The organism is Klebsiella sp. PK18 (assembly GCF_057784655.1).
Genome location: NZ_CM173493.1, coordinates 787,968 through 804,166, shown reverse-complemented (window position 1 = coordinate 804,166; position 16,199 = coordinate 787,968). Strand labels below are relative to the sequence as shown.

At 58.5% G+C, this 16,199-nt stretch carries 15 protein-coding genes and 1 other RNA gene; 6 read left to right on the top strand and 10 right to left on the bottom strand.

What is annotated here, in order from left to right; translation table 11 throughout:
- The first annotated feature begins 1 nt into the window (after position 1).
- Together AC3EMD_RS04000 and AC3EMD_RS03995 are read left to right on the top strand one after the other, a co-directional pair.
- Entirely contained in the window at positions 2–613 is a 612-nt protein-coding gene (locus AC3EMD_RS04000) for a DsbA family protein (protein WP_016161820.1), read from the top strand.
- Positions 603–1,106: a protein disulfide oxidoreductase gene (locus tag AC3EMD_RS03995; RefSeq protein ID WP_049156554.1), complete on the top strand. Its 504-nt coding sequence runs from the start codon at positions 603–605 to the stop codon at positions 1,104–1,106. The genes AC3EMD_RS04000 and AC3EMD_RS03995 overlap by 11 nt, the downstream gene beginning before the upstream one ends.
- 231 nt (positions 1,107–1,337) lie before the next feature.
- On the opposite strand, the gene AC3EMD_RS03990 is transcribed toward AC3EMD_RS03995, so the two are convergent.
- The 8 genes from AC3EMD_RS03990 to AC3EMD_RS03955 all read right to left on the bottom strand — a co-directional run bounded on the left by AC3EMD_RS03990 (position 1,338) and on the right by AC3EMD_RS03955 (position 11,459).
- A complete protein-coding gene (locus AC3EMD_RS03990; RefSeq protein WP_032736409.1) occupies positions 1,338–2,081 on the bottom strand; it encodes an SDR family oxidoreductase in 744 nt (247 codons plus the stop codon).
- 60 nt (positions 2,082–2,141) lie between these two features.
- The gene (gene gcvP / locus AC3EMD_RS03985; protein WP_302073941.1) at positions 2,142–5,015 is read right to left on the bottom strand and encodes an aminomethyl-transferring glycine dehydrogenase; all 2,874 of its coding nucleotides are present in this window, start codon (positions 5,013–5,015) and stop codon (positions 2,142–2,144) included.
- A 206-nt stretch (positions 5,016–5,221) separates the two neighbouring features.
- Positions 5,222–5,611, bottom strand: coding sequence for a glycine cleavage system protein GcvH (gene gcvH / locus AC3EMD_RS03980; protein ID WP_008806439.1), 390 nt, complete (start codon positions 5,609–5,611; stop codon positions 5,222–5,224).
- A gap of 24 nt (positions 5,612–5,635) precedes the next feature.
- Positions 5,636–6,730, bottom strand: a complete 1,095-nt coding sequence (gcvT, locus tag AC3EMD_RS03975; protein ID WP_110210955.1) for a glycine cleavage system aminomethyltransferase GcvT — start codon at positions 6,728–6,730, stop codon at positions 5,636–5,638.
- Positions 6,731–7,152: 422 nt separating this feature from the next.
- Positions 7,153–8,355, bottom strand: coding sequence for an FAD-dependent 2-octaprenylphenol hydroxylase (gene ubiI, locus AC3EMD_RS03970; protein ID WP_110210956.1), 1,203 nt, complete (start codon positions 8,353–8,355; stop codon positions 7,153–7,155).
- 10 nt (positions 8,356–8,365) lie between these two features.
- Complete coding sequence (ubiH, locus tag AC3EMD_RS03965) at positions 8,366–9,544, bottom strand: 2-octaprenyl-6-methoxyphenyl hydroxylase (RefSeq protein ID WP_008806442.1); 1,179 nt, start codon at positions 9,542–9,544, stop codon at positions 8,366–8,368.
- On the bottom strand, positions 9,541–10,857 hold the full coding sequence (gene pepP / locus AC3EMD_RS03960) for a Xaa-Pro aminopeptidase (protein WP_008806443.1): 1,317 nt from the start codon (positions 10,855–10,857) through the stop codon (positions 9,541–9,543). Before pepP ends, ubiH begins: the two co-directional genes overlap by 4 nt.
- 23 nt (positions 10,858–10,880) lie before the next feature.
- Positions 10,881–11,459 carry a YecA/YgfB family protein gene (locus AC3EMD_RS03955; RefSeq protein ID WP_008806444.1) on the bottom strand — a complete coding sequence of 193 codons (579 nt, stop codon included), beginning with the start codon at positions 11,457–11,459 and terminating at the stop codon, positions 10,881–10,883.
- A gap of 166 nt (positions 11,460–11,625) precedes the next feature.
- On the opposite strand from AC3EMD_RS03955, the gene zapA reads away from it, so the two are divergent.
- From zapA to AC3EMD_RS03940, 3 genes are all read left to right on the top strand, one after another.
- Positions 11,626–11,955: a cell division protein ZapA gene (gene zapA, locus AC3EMD_RS03950; protein WP_004205298.1), complete on the top strand. Its 330-nt coding sequence runs from the start codon at positions 11,626–11,628 to the stop codon at positions 11,953–11,955.
- Between the two features lie 40 nt (positions 11,956–11,995).
- Positions 11,996–12,179: non-coding RNA, 6S RNA (ssrS, locus tag AC3EMD_RS03945), on the top strand.
- A 99-nt stretch (positions 12,180–12,278) separates the two neighbouring features.
- Entirely contained in the window at positions 12,279–12,875 is a 597-nt protein-coding gene (locus AC3EMD_RS03940; RefSeq protein WP_008806445.1) for a 5-formyltetrahydrofolate cyclo-ligase, read from the top strand.
- 83 nt (positions 12,876–12,958) lie between these two features.
- On the opposite strand, the gene serA is transcribed toward AC3EMD_RS03940, so the two are convergent.
- On the bottom strand, positions 12,959–14,191 hold the full coding sequence (gene serA, locus AC3EMD_RS03935) for a phosphoglycerate dehydrogenase (RefSeq protein WP_008806446.1): 1,233 nt from the start codon (positions 14,189–14,191) through the stop codon (positions 12,959–12,961).
- Between the two features lie 269 nt (positions 14,192–14,460).
- Entirely contained in the window at positions 14,461–15,120 is a 660-nt protein-coding gene (gene rpiA, locus AC3EMD_RS03930; protein WP_008806447.1) for a ribose-5-phosphate isomerase RpiA, read from the bottom strand.
- Between the two features lie 167 nt (positions 15,121–15,287).
- Between rpiA and argP the strand changes: the two genes are divergently transcribed.
- Positions 15,288–16,181, top strand: a complete 894-nt coding sequence (argP, locus tag AC3EMD_RS03925) for a DNA-binding transcriptional regulator ArgP (protein WP_008806448.1) — start codon at positions 15,288–15,290, stop codon at positions 16,179–16,181.
- Positions 16,182–16,199 lie beyond the last annotated feature (18 nt).

Here is a 16,199-nt window from a genome sequence, read left to right as displayed (position 1 = left end):
CATGAGAGCTATCACCGCCTTATTACTGCTGTGCGTATCGGCCTTCAGCTTCGCCGCGCCGGCGGAAAAACCGCAATCGAACGGTAATGACCAGTTAGCCCAGCTGCTGTTTAACGATCCGAATAGCCCGCGCACCGGCGCGAAAGAGCCAAAACTCACAATCGTCTCGTTTACCGATTACAACTGTCCTTACTGCAAACAGTTTGATCCGCTGCTGGAAAAAATCGTCCACGATAATCCGGATATTCAGCTCATCGTTAAGCTGCTGCCGTTTAAAGGGCAGAGTTCGGTGAATGCCGCTAAAGCCGCGCTCTCCACCTGGCGTCAGCAGCCCGATAAATTCTGGGCGCTGCATCAGCGGCTGATGGCGAAAAAAGGCTATCACGATGACGCCAGTATCGCCGCGGCGCAGAAGAAAACCGCCACCGATGGCGTCAGTATTGATGACAAGACCATGGATTCGCTGAAGATGAACCTGATTTTGTCGCAGGTGCTGAATATTCAGGGCACCCCGGCGACCATCATCGGCGATCAGATGGTGGCCGGCGCGATCCCTGCTGAAGACCTGGAGGGGCTGGTGAAAGAACAGCTGGGGAAAGCCCGTGGCCAGTAAATTCAGGCGCTGGCTGCGAGAGCTGGCGGTGTGGCTGCTGATTGGCGCGGCGGTGAGCCTGGCGGTGGATTATTTTCGCCAGCCCGCGCTGCCGCAAAACGTCAGCGCCACATCGCTGCAGACACTCGACGGCAGGACGCTGGATCTGAACGCCATGAGCCAGCAAAAGCCGCTGCTGCTGTACGTCTGGGCGACCTGGTGCGGAGTCTGTCGCTATACCACGCCGTCGGTGGCATCACTTGCCGCCGACGGCGGCAATGTGCTGACGGTAGCCCTGCGTTCCGGCGATAACGCCGCGCTGGAGAAGTGGCTGACCAGGAAGAAAATGACGCTGCCGACGGTGAATGATCCGAGCGGCCAGCTGGCGCGGCAGTGGGACATTCGGGTAACGCCAACGCTGGTGGTCATTTCTCAAGGCGAGGTGAAGTCGGTTACCACCGGCTGGACCAGCCGTTGGGGAATGCGCCTGAGGCTGTGGCTGGCCTCCTGGTAGACCGTCGGTTTCCCCGGCTCGCGCTGCGCTTAGCCGGGCTACGGGTAGGCATCGTTGGGTAGCCCGGATAAGGCGTAGCCGCATGCGGGAAGGTTACCCGGCTCGCGCTGCGCTCAGCCGGGCTACGGGTACGCATCGTTGGGTAGCCCGGATAAGGCGTAGCCGCCATCCGGGAAGGTTACCCTGTAGGCCCGGCAAGCGCAGCGCCGCCGGGCAATAGACATCTATGGGTTATTTACCGCCCGCCAGTTCAAGAAAACTGCCCGTCACATACGACGCTTTGTCGCTCAGCAGCCAGGCAATGGCCTGAGCGACCTCTTCCGGCTGGCCGCCGCGCTGCATCGGCAGCGAATTTTTTACCCGGTCCACGCGTCCCGGTTCGCCGCCGGAGGCGTGCATCTCGGTATAAATCAGCCCCGGACGCACGCCGTTCACCCGGATCCCTTGCGCCGCCACTTCCAGCGCCAGCCCGGTGGTCAGGGTATCTACCGCCCCTTTCGACGCGGCATAGTCAACGTACTCGCCCGGCGCGCCAAGGCGCGAGGCCGCCGACGACACGTTAACTATCGCCCCGCCCTTGCCGCCATGCCGATGCGCCATGCGCTTTACCGCCTCACGACAACAGAGGAAGTAGCCGGTGACGTTGGTGGCCAGCACGCGGTTAATACGCTCGGCGCTCAGGCTCTCCACCGTACATTGGGTAAACAGGATCCCGGCATTGTTGACCAACGCCGCCAGCGGTTCGCCCATGCGGTCAATCGCCTCAAACATCGCCATCACCTGCGCTTCATCGCTGATATCCGCCCGCAGCGCCGTGGCTTTGCCGCCAGATTCAACTATGGTATTGACCACTTCGGTGGCGGCGTTAATGTTGTGATGGTAATTGACCGCGACGGTATACCCTTCCTGCGCCAGCAGCAGCGCCGTCGCCCGGCCTATGCCGCGGCTCGCACCGCTAATCAGAGCTATCGCCATACCTTCTCTCCAAAAAATAAAGGCGCCGCAGCGCCTTTAAAAGTTTAGCTAATTCATCACTTACTGGTATTCGCTCATCGGGACGCAGGAGCAGAACAGGTTACGATCGCCGTAGACGTCATCCAGGCGTTTCACCGTCGGCCAGTACTTGTTGTGCAACCCAGCCGGGAATACCGCCAGCTCGCGGCTGTACGGATGGTTCCACTCGCTGACCAGCTCACCCTGGGTGTGCGGCGCGTTCACCAGCGGGTTGTCTTCCAGCGGCCATTCACCGGCTTTGACGCGGTCGATTTCCGCGCGGATCGCCAGCATGGCGTCAATAAAGCGGTCCAGCTCTACCTTGCTTTCCGATTCTGTCGGCTCAACCATCAGCGTCCCGGCAACCGGGAAGGACATGGTCGGCGCATGGAAACCAAAGTCGATCAGGCGTTTAGCAATATCCAGCTCGCTAATGCCGGTCTCTTCTTTCAGCGGACGAATATCGAGAATACATTCGTGCGCCACGCGACCATCGCGGCCGGTATAGAGCACCGGGTAAGCCTCTTTCAGCCGGGTAGCGATATAGTTGGCGTTAAGGATCGCGTTCTGGCTCGCCTGCTTCAGGCCTTCCGCGCCCATCATGCGGATATACATCCAGCTGATCGGCAGAATGGAAGCGCTGCCGAACGGCGCGGCGGAAACCGCGCCCTGACGGGTCAGCATACCTTCAATCTGTACCACGCTGTGGCCCGGTACAAACGGCGCCAGGTGCGCTTTCACACCGATAGGGCCCATACCCGGACCGCCGCCGCCGTGCGGAATGCAGAAGGTTTTATGCAGGTTGAGGTGCGAAACGTCGGCGCCGATAAAGCCCGGAGAAGTGATCCCGACCTGGGCGTTCATGTTGGCGCCATCGAGATAAACCTGGCCGCCGAACTGGTGCACGATCTCGCACACTTCACGGATGGTCTCTTCATACACGCCGTGGGTTGACGGATAGGTGACCATGATGCAGGAGAGATTCGCCCCTGCCTGCTCTGCTTTTTCACGCAGGTCGGCAAGATCGATGTTGCCGTTTTTGTCGCAGGCAACGACCACGACCTGCATACCCGCCATCTGCGCGGAAGCCGGGTTGGTGCCGTGCGCGGAGCTTGGGATCAGGCAGATATCGCGATGGCCTTCGTTGCGGCTTTCGTGATAGTGGCGAATCGCCAGCAGGCCAGCATACTCGCCCTGCGCGCCGGAGTTCGGCTGCATACAGACGGCGTCATAGCCGGTCAGTTTCACCAGCCAGTCAGAAAGCTGGGCGATCATCTGATGATAACCTTCCGCCTGCTCGACCGGACAGAACGGGTGCAGCTCGGCAAATTCCGGCCAGGTGATCGGGATCATCTCCGCCGCGGCGTTCAGTTTCATGGTGCAGGAGCCCAGCGGGATCATCGCCTGGTTCAGCGCCAGATCTTTACGCTCCAGCGCATGCATGTAGCGCATCATCTCGGTTTCGCTATGGTAGCGGTTAAACACCGGATGGGTGAGGATCGCATCGTCGCGCAGCATCGCCGCCGGGATCGAACGGCTATCCAGCGCCACGTCTTTATCCAGGGTATCGATATCCAGACCGTGATCGTCGCCGACGATGGCGCGGAACAGGTTCAGCACATCTTCGCGGGTGGTCGCTTCATCGAGCGTAATGCCAACCGCGCCGTGAATATCGCTACGCAGGTTAATCTGCAGCGCTTCGGCACGCGCCAGCACCGCAGCTTTATCCGCCACTTCGACGCACAGGGTATCGAAGTAGTGCGCATGACGCAGCTTCAGCCCTTTCTTCTGCAGGCCGTCGGCCAGAATATCGGTCAGGCGATGAATGCGGCCAGCGATACGTTTCAGGCCCGCCGGGCCGTGGAATACCGCGTAGAGGCTGGCGATGTTGGCCAGCAGAACCTGCGAGGTACAAATGTTGGAGTTCGCTTTCTCGCGGCGGATATGCTGCTCGCGAGTCTGCATCGCCATGCGCAGCGCGGTATTACCCGCCGCATCTTTCGATACGCCGATAATCCGGCCCGGCATGGAGCGTTTGAATTCATCTTTCGCCGCGAAGAAGGCCGCGTGCGGGCCGCCATAGCCCATCGGCACGCCGAAACGTTGGGCGGAACCGAAGACAATATCCGCGCCCTGCTTGCCCGGCGCCGTCAGCAGCACCAGCGCCATAAAGTCGGCGGCGACGCTGACAATCACTTTGCGCGCTTTCAGCTCGGCGATCAGTTTGCTGTAATCGTGGATTTCACCGGTGGTGCCCACCTGCTGCAGCAGCACGCCAAAGACATCCTGGTGATCGAGCACTTTGTCGGCGTCATCGACGATCACGTCGAAGCCGAAAGTTTCCGCGCGGGTGCGCACCACGTCCAGGGTTTGCGGATGGAGGTCGGCGGCAACGAAGAAACGGTTGGCGTTCTTCAGTTTACTGACGCGTTTGGCCATCGCCATCGCTTCGGCGGCGGCGGTGGCTTCATCAAGCAGCGAAGCGGAAGCGATATCCAGCCCGGTCAGATCCAGCGTGACCTGTTGGAAGTTGAGCAGCGACTCCAGACGGCCCTGGGAGACTTCCGGCTGGTAAGGGGTATAGGCGGTGTACCAGCCCGGGTTTTCCAGCATGTTGCGCTGAATGACCGGCGGCAGCTGCACGGCGGTATAGCCCATGCCGATGTAAGACTTGAAGCGCTTGTTGCGACCGGCAATCGCCTTCAGCTCCGCCAGCGCGGCGAATTCGGTAGTCGCGTCGCCCACCTGCGGTGGGGTCGCCAGCTGGATATCCTGCGGCACAATCTGGCCAATCAGGGCGTTAAGCGAATCCGCGCCGACGGTCTTCAGCATCTCTTGCTGCTGCTGAGCGTCCGAGCCAATGTGACGTTCAATAAAGGCGTCGCGGTTTTCAAGCTGACTTAAAGTCTGAGTCATGAGCGATGGTTCCTGAAACGTGCGGTGAATCGTGATTGTCTGACTGGTTTGCCCGGCAAGCGCTGATGCTTACCGGGCCAGAATACGCAAAATCATTCGCGTTGCAGGAAGGCGGCGACACAGCGACTCCCCGGGAGCTTACAAAAGTAAGTGACCGGGGGGAGCCAGGAAGCCAACGCCCCTGCAGCGTGAAGGATGAAGCGTATTTATTCGTCTTCTAACAGAGCTTCATAAGCGGTCGCATCCAGCAGTGCGGCAACCTGCGCTTCGTCGCTGGCTTTAATTTTGAAGATCCAGCCGTCGCTGTACGGGTCGCTGTTGACCAGTTCCGGCGAGTCGTTCAGCTCTTCGTTGACGGCAACGATTTCACCGCTAATCGGCGCGTAGATATCAGAAGCCGCTTTCACGGATTCAGCAACGGCGCAATCAGCGCCCGCTTCAACGGTGGCGCCCACTTCCGGCAGGTCAACGAAAACCATGTCGCCCAGCAGCTCCTGCGCATGCTCGGTGATCCCGACGGTATAGGTGCCGTCCGCTTCTTTACGCAGCCATTCGTGTTCTTTGCTGTATTTCAGTTCTGCTGGTACGTTGCTCATCAATTCATCTCCAAAAAAGGGAAATCACACAATGGCTTTGCCATTGCGTACAAAACCAGGTTTAGTCACTTTTACCGGCATTTCACGGTTACGAATTTGCACCACCGCGGTGTCGCCAATCCCGGCCGGTACGCGAGCCAGCGCGATGCTGTAGCCCAGGGTCGGCGAGAAGGTGCCGCTGGTAATAATGCCTTCTTTTTGATTACCGTCGCTATCGGTAAAACGGACCGGCAGGCCGCCGCGCAGGACGCCTTTCTCGGTCATCACCAGGCCAACCAGCTGCTCGGTGCCTTTTTCGCGCTGCATCTCCAGCGCTTCGCGACCGATAAAGTTACGATCGGCGGGCTCCCAGGCGATAGTCCAGCCCATATTCGCCGCCAGCGGGGAGACGCTTTCGTCCATCTCCTGGCCATACAGGTTCATCCCGGCCTCCAGGCGCAGCGTATCGCGCGCGCCGAGACCACACGGCTTAACGCCAGCGTCCAGCAGACCGCGCCAGAAATCCGCCGCCTGCTCGTTCGGCATCGCAATTTCATAGCCCGCTTCGCCGGTATAACCGGTGGTGGCGATAAACAGGTCGCCGGACTGCACGCCAAAGAATGGCTTCATGCCTTCCACGGCCTGACGCTGAGCGTCGGTGAACAGCGTCGCCGCCTTCGCTTTCGCCTGGGGGCCCTGCACCGCGATCAGCGACAGATCGTCGCGAACGGTAATTTCAAGGCCGTAAGGTTCAGCTTGCTCGGAGATCCAGGCGAGGTCTTTTTCGCGGGTGGCGGAGTTAACAACGAGGCGGAAATAATCTTCAGAAAGGAAATAGACAATCAGGTCATCGATGACGCCAGCGGAGGCGGTAAGCATTCCCGTGTAGAGCGCTTTGCCTGGGGTGGTCAGCTTCGCCACATCGTTGGCCAGCAAATAGCGCAAGAACTCGCGGATCCGGCTGCCGTGGAAATCGACGATGGTCATATGCGACACATCGAACATCCCTGCATCGCCGCGCACCGCATGGTGCTCATCAATCTGGGATCCGTAATGCAGCGGCATCATCCAGCCATGGAAATCCACCATGCGAGCGCCGCATAGCGTGTGTTGTTCATACAACGGAGTCTGTTGAGCCATCTTTTCCTCATCGAATAAAACGGAACCAGCCACGAGATTGTCGGCGATTTTGCGCCACGAAATTCGGCGACGGCACCGCTGACGGACGCCGACGCAAACGTTCTCTTTTGCCTGAACTTACCACCGAACCCGGCGCTAAACCATAAGCTCATTCAGGGCATCACATTAGCTTATGACTAAAATCCGCCGAAAAGCCTACAGAGTTATTGACTGGAAAAAAGCGATTTATGCCACATAAAATTAACATTAAGCTTTCATCGATAAGGCAATGATGGTGTTTTATGCGATTTTACGGGCCTAATTTCTTTAACAAAAAAAAGAGCGCATTAATAAAACTAATGCGAAAAAAGAGGTGAAATTAGAATATTTCAAATGAGGGAGAAAACCCGGCGCGCAGGCCGGGTAAAAGAAGTGTGACGGGGTTAACGTAACCAGGCGGGGAGATCGTTGAGGCCCATCGCCTGACGAATCAGCTGCGGTTTTACGCCAGGCAGCGAATCGGCCAGTTTGAGCCCCATGTCGCGGAGGAATTTCTTCGCCGGATGGCTGCCGGAGAACATTTCGCGGAATCCCTGCATACCCGCCAGCATCAGCGCGGCGCTGTGTTTGCGGCTGCGCTCATAGCGGCGCAGGTACAAATGCTGGCCGATATCTTTCCCCTGCGCATGCAGGCGCCTCAACTCGTCGATAAGCTCGGCGGCGTCCATAAAGCCAAGGTTCACCCCCTGCCCGGCCAGCGGGTGGATGGTATGCGCGGCATCGCCAACCAGCGCCAGACGATGGGCGGCGAACTGACGGGCATAGCGGCCGGTCAGCGGGAAGACTTCACGTTCGCTTGCCAGCCGGCAGAGGCCGAGGCAATTATCGAAGGCGATATTCAGCGCCTGGTTGAAGGTGGCTTCATCAGCCTCCTGCATCCGCTTCGCTTCCGATGGCGACAGCGACCAGACGATCGAGCACAGGTGCGGATCGCTGAGCGGCAGGAAGGCCAGAATACCCTCGCCATGGAACGCCTGGCGTGCCACCGCCTGATGCGGCTCAGCGGTGCGAATCGTCGCCACCAGCGCATGATGGTGGTAATCCCAGAAGGTCAGCGGAATATCGGCCTTATTACGCAGCCATGAATTCGCGCCATCAGCGCCCACCACCAACCTCGCGGTCAACATGCTGCCGTCCTGCAGGCTGAGAAAGGCTTCGTTTTCACCCCACGCCACCTGCTGTAGTTCCGCAGGCGCCAGCAGGGTGACGTCAGCGCAGCGCTGCGCTTTCTGCCACAATGCGTGATGCACCACGGCATTTTCAATAATATGGCCCAGATGGCTAAAGCCCATACTCTGGTCATCGAAGCTAATGCGGCCGAAGCTGTCTTTGTCCCACACTTCCATACCGTGATAGCAGCTGGCGCGCTGGGCGACGATCTCGCGCCAGACATCCAGCTTAGTCAGCAACTTTTCGCTGGCGGCATTGATCGCCGAAACGCGCAGCGCCGGCGGCGCATCGGCGGCCAGAGGCTGCGGCGCTGCTTTCTCCAGCACCGCGACGCGCAGGCCGCTGCCCTGTAAACCGCAGGCTACCGCCAGTCCCACCATTCCACCGCCAACAATGGCAACATCAACACTTTGCACGTTTTACTCCTTAACGGGGAACCCAACCGAGGGTACGCTGCGCCAGCGCATCGCGCGCCGGGGTAAATAAGTCCATGGCCATCAGACCGACGTTGCGCCCCGCCACCAGCGGCGCCCAACGGTTGGCAAACAGATGCACCAGCCCATCGGTGACACCGATAGTGGCGGCTTTATCACCTGCCCGCCGTGCCTGGTAGCGGCACAGCAGGGAATAATCGCCCACATCGTCGCGGGCCACATGCGCATCGGCAAGCATCTCCGCCAGGCTCATCACGTCGCGCAGGCCGAGGTTAAAGCCCTGCCCGGCGATCGGATGCAGCGTCTGCGCCGCATTACCGACCAGCGCCAGGCGATGCGACACCGCACGGGTGGCGGTGGTTAAGGCTAACGGATAGACGCTGCGCTTACCGGCATGGGTAATACGCCCTAGCCGCCAGCCGAATGCCTGCTGTAACGCCTGACAAAAATGTTCGTCAGACCAGCTCTGTACCTCGTCGCGCCGCGACTGCGGATGGCACCACACCAGCGAACAGCGCCCTTGCGACATCGGCAGCATCGCCAGCGGACCATGCTCGGTAAAGCGCTCGAAGGCGCGGCCTTCGTGCGGCAACGCAGTGCTAACGTTAGCAATGATCGCTATCTGCTCATACGGCTGCTGCTGCCAGCTGATGCCGCAGTGAGCGCCCAGCGACGAACGGGAACCGTCCGCCGCCACCAGCAGCTTACCGTTGATGATTTCGCCGCCCTCAAGCGTAAGGCTGACGCTCTCCTCGCGGCGGCTGACCGCTTCCACTTTCGCCGGACAGTGCAGGGTGACGCCCGGCGCCTCGCGCAGCAGACTAAACAGCCGCTGGCCGACATCGTGGAGTTCAACCACCTGCCCCAGCGCCGACAAGCCGTAATCGGCCGCCGCCAGGTTCACAAAACCAGCGTGACCACGGTCGCTGACATGGACCCGCTGGATGGGCGTCGCTCGTTTAGCCAGGGTCTGCCAGATACCAATGCGCGCCAGCTGCTGGCAGGTACCGGCCGCCAGGGCAATTGCCCGATCGTCAAAACCGGGATGGCGTGACGAATGCGGATCCTGCGCCTCAATCAGATGGACCGGCAGGGCGCCGCCGGTCAAACGGGAGATGGCCAGCGCGAGCGTCGCCCCGGTCATCCCGCCGCCGACGATCAGCACGCTCATGACTGGCGCGCCGCCGCCATCAGCGCCTCGATCTCATCCGCCTTCTTCACCACGCTGGCGGTGAGATTTTCGTTGCCGTCTTCGGTAATGACGATGTCATCTTCAATACGAATGCCGATGCCGCGATATTGGGCCGGCACGTCGGCATCGGTGGCGATATACAGTCCCGGCTCGACGGTCAGCACCATTCCCGGTTCCAGTACCCGCGAACGGTCGGTGTCGTAATTACCGACATCGTGCACATCCAGACCCAACCAGTGGCTCAGGCCATGCATAAAGTACGGGCGGTGGGCGTTGTTGGCGATGAGCTCGTCAATCTCGCCTTTCAGGATCCCCAGCCGCACCAGGCCGGTAATCATAATGCGCACCACTTCCTGATTAACTTCATAAATGGAGGTGCCCGGACGATAAAGCTCCAGCGCGGTTTCCAGCGACTCCAGCACGATGTCGTAGATTTCACGCTGCGGTTTGCTGAATTTACCGTTAACCGGGAAGGTGCGGGTGATATCGCCCGCATAGCCGCGGTATTCGCAGCCGGCGTCAATCAGCACTAAATCGCCATCGCGCAGCTCGGATTCGTTTTCGGTATAGTGCAGAATGCAGCCGTTTTCGCCGCCGCCAACGATGGTGTTATAGGACGGGAAACGCGCGCCGTGGCGGTTGAATTCATGGAGAATTTCGCCTTCCAGCTGATACTCGAACATGCCAGGGCGACATTTTTCCATCGCCCGGGTATGGGCAAGGGCGGAAATTTCGCCGGCGCGGCGCATCACTGCCAGCTCTTCCGCAGATTTAAACAGGCGCATCTCATGCACGATGGGCCGCCAGTCGATGACCGAGTTCGGCGCCTGCAGATTCTGGCGAGAGCCTTTGCGCAGTTTTTCGAGGGCGTTAAACACAATCTCATCGGCATAGGCATATTCACCCTGGGCGAAGTAGATAGCATCCAGGCCGTTGAGCAGCTGATACAGCTGCTGGTTGATTTCGCTAAACGCCAGCGCACGATCCACACCGAGCTTCGCCGGCGCGGCATCCTGGCCCAGACGGCGACCGAACCAGATCTCAGCGGTCAGATCGCGAACCCGGTTAAACAGCACGCTATGGTTGTGCGTTTCATCGCTTTTGATCAACACCAGCAGCGCTTCCGGTTCGTTGAAGCCGGTGAAGTACCAAAAATCGCTGTTCTGCCGGTAGGGATATTCCGAATCTGCGCTACGCACCGCTTCCGGTGCGGCGAAAATCAGCGCCGCGCTGCCTGGCTGCATCTGCGCCAGCAGCGCCTGGCGACGCGAGAGAAATTCCTGCTGAGTCATGACGCCCCCTGAACGAATTTTAGTTAGTGTAATGTCGGTTTGCGGACTTCCGGTGCGGTTGGCTGCTGACGAGAAAAAGTGTCGTGGCACAGCAGTGCGGCAACGCGGACATACTCGATAATCTCCTCCAGAGACATCTCCAGCTCTTCCTGATCTTCGTCTTCATCGTAGCCCAGCTGGGCAATATTACGCAGATCGTCAATCGCTTCCCCGGTCTCGTCTTTCACTTTATCCAGCTTCGGTTGGCTGACGCCAAGGCCGAGCAGGAAATGGTTGACCCAACCGGCGAGAGCGTCGGCGCGGTCGAAGACGCTTACCGCATCGCCTTCCGGCAGATACAGTTGAAAGAGGAAACCGTCGTCATCCAGTGAATCGCTGATGGCGGAATGCATGTTACGCAGCGCCTGGGCCAGTTCATGACCAAAGGCGAGCCCTTCGTTGGTCAGGTCGTGCACCAGCGGCAGCCAGCTGCTGTCCGTGTTGCCGCCGCACAGCAATCCGCTGATCAAACCGTGCATTTCGGCTGGGGTGAGGCCGACCCCTTGTTGGTTCAGTAACTGGTCTACATCGTTGTAACCAGGCATTTCGTTCTGTATAGACATGCGCATTCGTCATCGTTGGGAGGAATATTCATGATATGCTACCACTTTGGACCCTGGTGAACCAGAAAAGGGCTTGTATCCCTGCACCAGGGTAGCTATAGTGTCGCCCCTTCGCAGACCCAGGCTCGGATGTGAAGGCAGCGCAGTCAATCAGCAGGAAGGTGGCATGTCTGCACAACCCGTAGATCTCCAAATTTTCGGCCGTTCACTGCGAGTGAATTGCCCGCCTGAACAAAGGGATGCCCTGAATCAGGCAGCTGAAGACCTTAATCAGCGGTTGCAAGATTTAAAAGAACGCACTAGAGTCACAAATACTGAGCAGCTGGTCTTCATCGCCGCGTTGAACATCAGCTATGAGTTGACTCAGGAAAAAGCGAAGACCCGCGACTACGCTTCGAGCATGGAGCAGCGCATTCGGATGCTTCAGCAGACCATTGAACAGGCATTGCTTGAGCAAGGTCGCATAAGCGAAAGACCAGGGTCAAAGTTTGAATAACACTTTGCAGTTAACTGTGTTAGAGTAATTCCAGAACAAAATTTCTCTGAGATGTTTGCAAGCGGGCCAGTCCCCTGAGCCGATATTTCATACCACAAGAATGTGGCGCTCCACGGTTGGTGAGCATGCTCGGTTCGTCCGAGAAGCCTTAAAACTGTGACGACACATTCACCTTGAACCAAGGGTTCAAGGGTTACAGCCTGCGGCGGCATCTCGGAGATTCCCTTCTTTAGTTCGCATTATCCCAACACTCCTGTTTTCGGCTGCTGCCGCCCTGTATTACACTTCCTCGTACTGTTTCGCTTGCTCGTAATGAGACCTGTATGACCCTACAGCCTGATATCCCGCTCTCCAGACAGCATATTCGCCAGCAGATCCGCGAGCGTCGCCGCGCGCTCAGCCCGGAGCAACAGCGCCTGTTTGCCCAACAGGCCGCGGAGCGGATGATGGCCTGGCCGCCGGTCATACTCGCTCATACCGTGGCGCTGTTCCTCTCCTTTGACGGCGAGCTGGACACCCAGCCGCTGATCGACCAGCTCTGGCGCGCCGGCAAGCGGGTGTATCTCCCGGTGCTGCATCCGTTTAGCCCCGGAAACCTGTTGTTTTTACACTACCATCCTCAGAGCCAACTGATAGTGAATCGCCTGAAAATCCGCGAACCGAAGCTCGATGTGCGGGACGTGCTGCCGCTCGCTGAACTCGATGTGCTGGTGACCCCGCTGGTGGCCTTCGATGTCAGTGGTCAGCGGCTGGGGATGGGCGGCGGTTTTTACGACCGTACGCTGCAAAACTGGCAGCAGTATCGCCTGCAGCCGGTAGGCTACGCGCACGACTGCCAGCAGGTGGATAGCCTGCCAAGTGAAGAGTGGGATATCCCGCTGCCGGCGGTGATCACCCCGGGAAAAACCTGGTGTTGGTAGGTACGCGAGGACGAGAATTTCAGCCTGGAAAGTATTAACAAAAAAACGGGCAGGTACGCGACCTGCCCGAGAGGCAAAAATGATTAGAACAGCAGACGGGCGCGGATAGTCCCCGGGATCGCTTTCATTGCCTGCAGCGCCTGCTGGGCAACATCTTCTTCCGCTTCAATATCAATAACCACGTAACCCATCTGCGGCGACGTTTGCAGATACTGCGCGGCAATGTTGATGCTCTGCGCGGCGAAGATCTGGTTGATGGCGGTCAGGACGCCCGGCCGGTTCTCATGGATATGCAGCAGACGGCGGCCGCCATGCAGCGGCAGAGAAACTTCCGGGAAGTTAACTGCCGACAGGGTTGACCCGTTGTCAGAGTACTTCGCCAGCTTGCCAGCCACTTCCAGACCGATGTTCTCCTGCGCTTCCTGGGTCGAACCGCCGATATGCGGAGTCAGGATCACGTTATCAAACTCGCACAGTGGCGAAGTGAAGGGGTCGCTGTTGGTGGCGGGTTCTGTCGGGAAGACGTCGATAGCCGCCCCGGCCAGATGCTTACTCGCCAGCGCATCGCATAGCGCCGGAATATCCACCACGGTACCGCGGGAGGCGTTGATCAGCAGCGCGCCCGGCTTCATCAGCGCCAGCTCTTCCGCACCCATCATGTTTTTGGTGGAGGCGTTTTCCGGAACGTGCAGGCTGACCACATCGCTCATGTTCAGCAGGTCGGAGAGATGCTGAACCTGGGTGGCGTTGCCGAGCGGCAGTTTATTTTCAATATCATAGAAGAAGACATGCATCCCCAGCGATTCCGCCAGAATGCCGAGCTGGGTACCGATATGGCCGTAACCGATAATCCCCAGTTTCTTGCCGCGCGCTTCAAAGCTGCCGACCGCCAGCTTATTCCATACGCCGCGATGCGCCTTGGCGTTGGCTTCCGGCACGCCGCGCAGCAGCAGCAGCAGCTCACCGATGACCAGCTCGGCCACCGAACGGGTATTCGAGAATGGCGCGTTAAACACCGGAATACCGCGCTTCGCGGCGGCGTTCAGATCGACCTGGTTGGTACCGATGCAGAAGCAACCCACGGCAACCAGTTTTTCCGCCGCAGCGAAAATCTCTTCAGTCAGATGGGTACGGGAACGCAGGCCGATGAAATGGGCATCACGGATCGACGCTTTCAGCTGTTCGGAGTCCAGCGCGCCTTTATGAAATTCAATGTTGGTGTAACCTGCTGCGCGAAGGCTATCGATTGCCTTTTGATGCACACCTTCAACCAGCAGAAATTTAATCTTGTCTTTTTCCAGTGATACCTTAGCCATTTCCCCGTCCTGTTTTGTCTTAACTGATGTCGTGCTGAACGAAAGTTCGTCTCAGCAACATATCAAAAAAAACTATCGCGGCAATATGAACGTTTGCGTCGCCGTCCTGAAGAAATGTCATCCAGAGGGAAATGACAGGACAAAACACCAGAAAGAAGATTAATGGTAGCGTGTTAATCAGAATGGTTGCATAAATGTGACAGAAGTCACCAAATTGCACCAGGTGAAAAAATATTTGCGAGGGAGCCGACTGGCTCCCTGCGGACAGACTATTTTACGATGGTTTTCACGCCATCGGCCGTACCGATCAGTGCCACGTCGGCCCCGCGGTTGGCGAACAGCCCTACTGTCACGACGCCAGGGATGCCGTTGATGGCATTCTCCAGCGCGACAGCATCAAGAATTTCCAGGCCATGCACGTCCAGGATGACGTTGCCGTTATCGGTCACCACGCCCTGACGGTACTCCGGACGACCGCCCAGCTTGACCAGTTGACGCGCGACGGCGCTGCGCGCCATCGGAATGACTTCAACCGGCAGCGGGAATGCGCCGAGAATATCAACCTGCTTGGAGGCATCGGCGATGCAGATAAATTTATCGGCGACCGAAGCGATGATCTTCTCACGGGTCAGCGCCGCGCCGCCGCCTTTGATCATTTGCATATGGCCGTTGATCTCATCCGCGCCATCAACATAGATCCCCAGGCGATCGACGCTGTTGAGATCGAAGACGGGGATCCCGAGGCTTTTGAGCTTTTCGGTAGAGGCATCGGAGCTGGAGACCGCGCCTTCAATCTGCCCCTTCATCGTGCCCAGCGCGTCAATAAAATGGGCCGCCGTCGAGCCGGTACCTACGCCGACAATGGTCCCTGGCTGTACGTATTGCAGCGCCGCCCAACCTACTGCTTTTTTCAGTTCATCCTGCGTCATAATTATGGTCCGAGATGTGAATGCCTGTGGCGCATTATAGAACATCGACAGTGGAAATGTCCCTGCGATGCAGATCACACAACTGAGCAGACCAATTTCGTCTGTATCAAATAAAAATTTATGTCATAGTGCGAGATAACGATTAGTTATGGGGGCACGCCAGAATAATGAAACGACCGGACTACAGGACACTACAAGCGCTGGATGCGGTGATTAGGGAACGAGGATTTGAGCGCGCCGCGCAGAAGCTATGTATTACCCAGTCCGCCGTCTCACAGCGTATTAAGCAGCTGGAAAATATGTTCGGTCAGCCGCTGCTGGTGCGCACCGTGCCGCCACGCCCCACCGAGCAGGGGCAAAAGCTGCTGGCCCTGTTACGCCAGGTTGAACTGCTGGAAGAAGAGTGGCTGGGCGACGAGCAGACCGGCTCCACGCCGCTGCTGTTGTCGCTGGCGGTGAACGCCGACAGTCTGGCCACCTGGCTGCTGCCGGCGCTGGCCAATGTTCTGTCAGACTCCCCTATTCGTCTTAACCTGCAGGTGGAAGATGAAACCCGCACCCAGGAGCGCCTGCGCCGTGGGGAAGTGGTGGGCGCAGTGAGTATCCAGCCGCAGGCGCTGCCAAGCTGCCTGGTGGATCAGCTCGGCGCGCTCGATTACCTGTTTGTCGCCTCAAAAGAGTTTGCGCAACGCTATTTCCCGAACGGCGTGACGCGTTCTGCGCTGCTGAAAGCGCCGGTCGTCGCCTTTGATCATCTGGACGATATGCATCAGGCGTTCCTGCAGCAAAACTTCGACCTGCCGCCGGGTAGCGTCCCCTGCCACATTGTTAACTCATCAGAAGCCTTCGTGCAGCTGGCGCGCCAGGGCACTACCTGCTGTATGATCCCGCATCTGCAAATCGAAAAAGAGCTGAAAAGCGGCGAGCTTATTGACCTCACGCCCGGTCTGTTCCAGCGTCGTATGCTGTACTGGCACCGCTTTGCGCCGGAAAGCCGCATGATGCGCCGGGTGACCGATGCGCTTATTGATTACGGCCACAAAGTGCTGCGCCAGGATTAAATCGCCGGCATAAAAAAA

Bases quoted from the DNA above. Each gene is read 5' to 3' on its own strand.
- AC3EMD_RS04000 (WP_016161820.1), top strand. From the start codon at position 2: ATGAGAGCTATCACCGCCTTATTACTGCTGTGCGTATCGGCCTTCAGC.
- AC3EMD_RS03990 (WP_032736409.1), bottom strand. From the start codon at position 2,081: ATGGCGATAGCTCTGATTAGCGGTGCGAGCCGCGGCATAGGCCGGGCG.
- gcvP (WP_302073941.1), bottom strand. From the start codon at position 5,015: ATGACTCAGACTTTAAGTCAGCTTGAAAACCGCGACGCCTTTATTGAA.
- gcvH (WP_008806439.1), bottom strand. From the start codon at position 5,611: ATGAGCAACGTACCAGCAGAACTGAAATACAGCAAAGAACACGAATGG.
- gcvT (WP_110210955.1), bottom strand. From the start codon at position 6,730: ATGGCTCAACAGACTCCGTTGTATGAACAACACACGCTATGCGGCGCT.
- ubiH (WP_008806442.1), bottom strand. From the start codon at position 9,544: ATGAGCGTGCTGATCGTCGGCGGCGGGATGACCGGGGCGACGCTCGCG.
- pepP (WP_008806443.1), bottom strand. From the start codon at position 10,857: ATGACTCAGCAGGAATTTCTCTCGCGTCGCCAGGCGCTGCTGGCGCAG.
- AC3EMD_RS03955 (WP_008806444.1), bottom strand. From the start codon at position 11,459: ATGTCTATACAGAACGAAATGCCTGGTTACAACGATGTAGACCAGTTA.
- zapA (WP_004205298.1), top strand. From the start codon at position 11,626: ATGTCTGCACAACCCGTAGATCTCCAAATTTTCGGCCGTTCACTGCGA.
- AC3EMD_RS03940 (WP_008806445.1), top strand. From the start codon at position 12,279: ATGACCCTACAGCCTGATATCCCGCTCTCCAGACAGCATATTCGCCAG.
- serA (WP_008806446.1), bottom strand. From the start codon at position 14,191: ATGGCTAAGGTATCACTGGAAAAAGACAAGATTAAATTTCTGCTGGTT.
- rpiA (WP_008806447.1), bottom strand. From the start codon at position 15,120: ATGACGCAGGATGAACTGAAAAAAGCAGTAGGTTGGGCGGCGCTGCAA.
- argP (WP_008806448.1), top strand. From the start codon at position 15,288: ATGAAACGACCGGACTACAGGACACTACAAGCGCTGGATGCGGTGATT.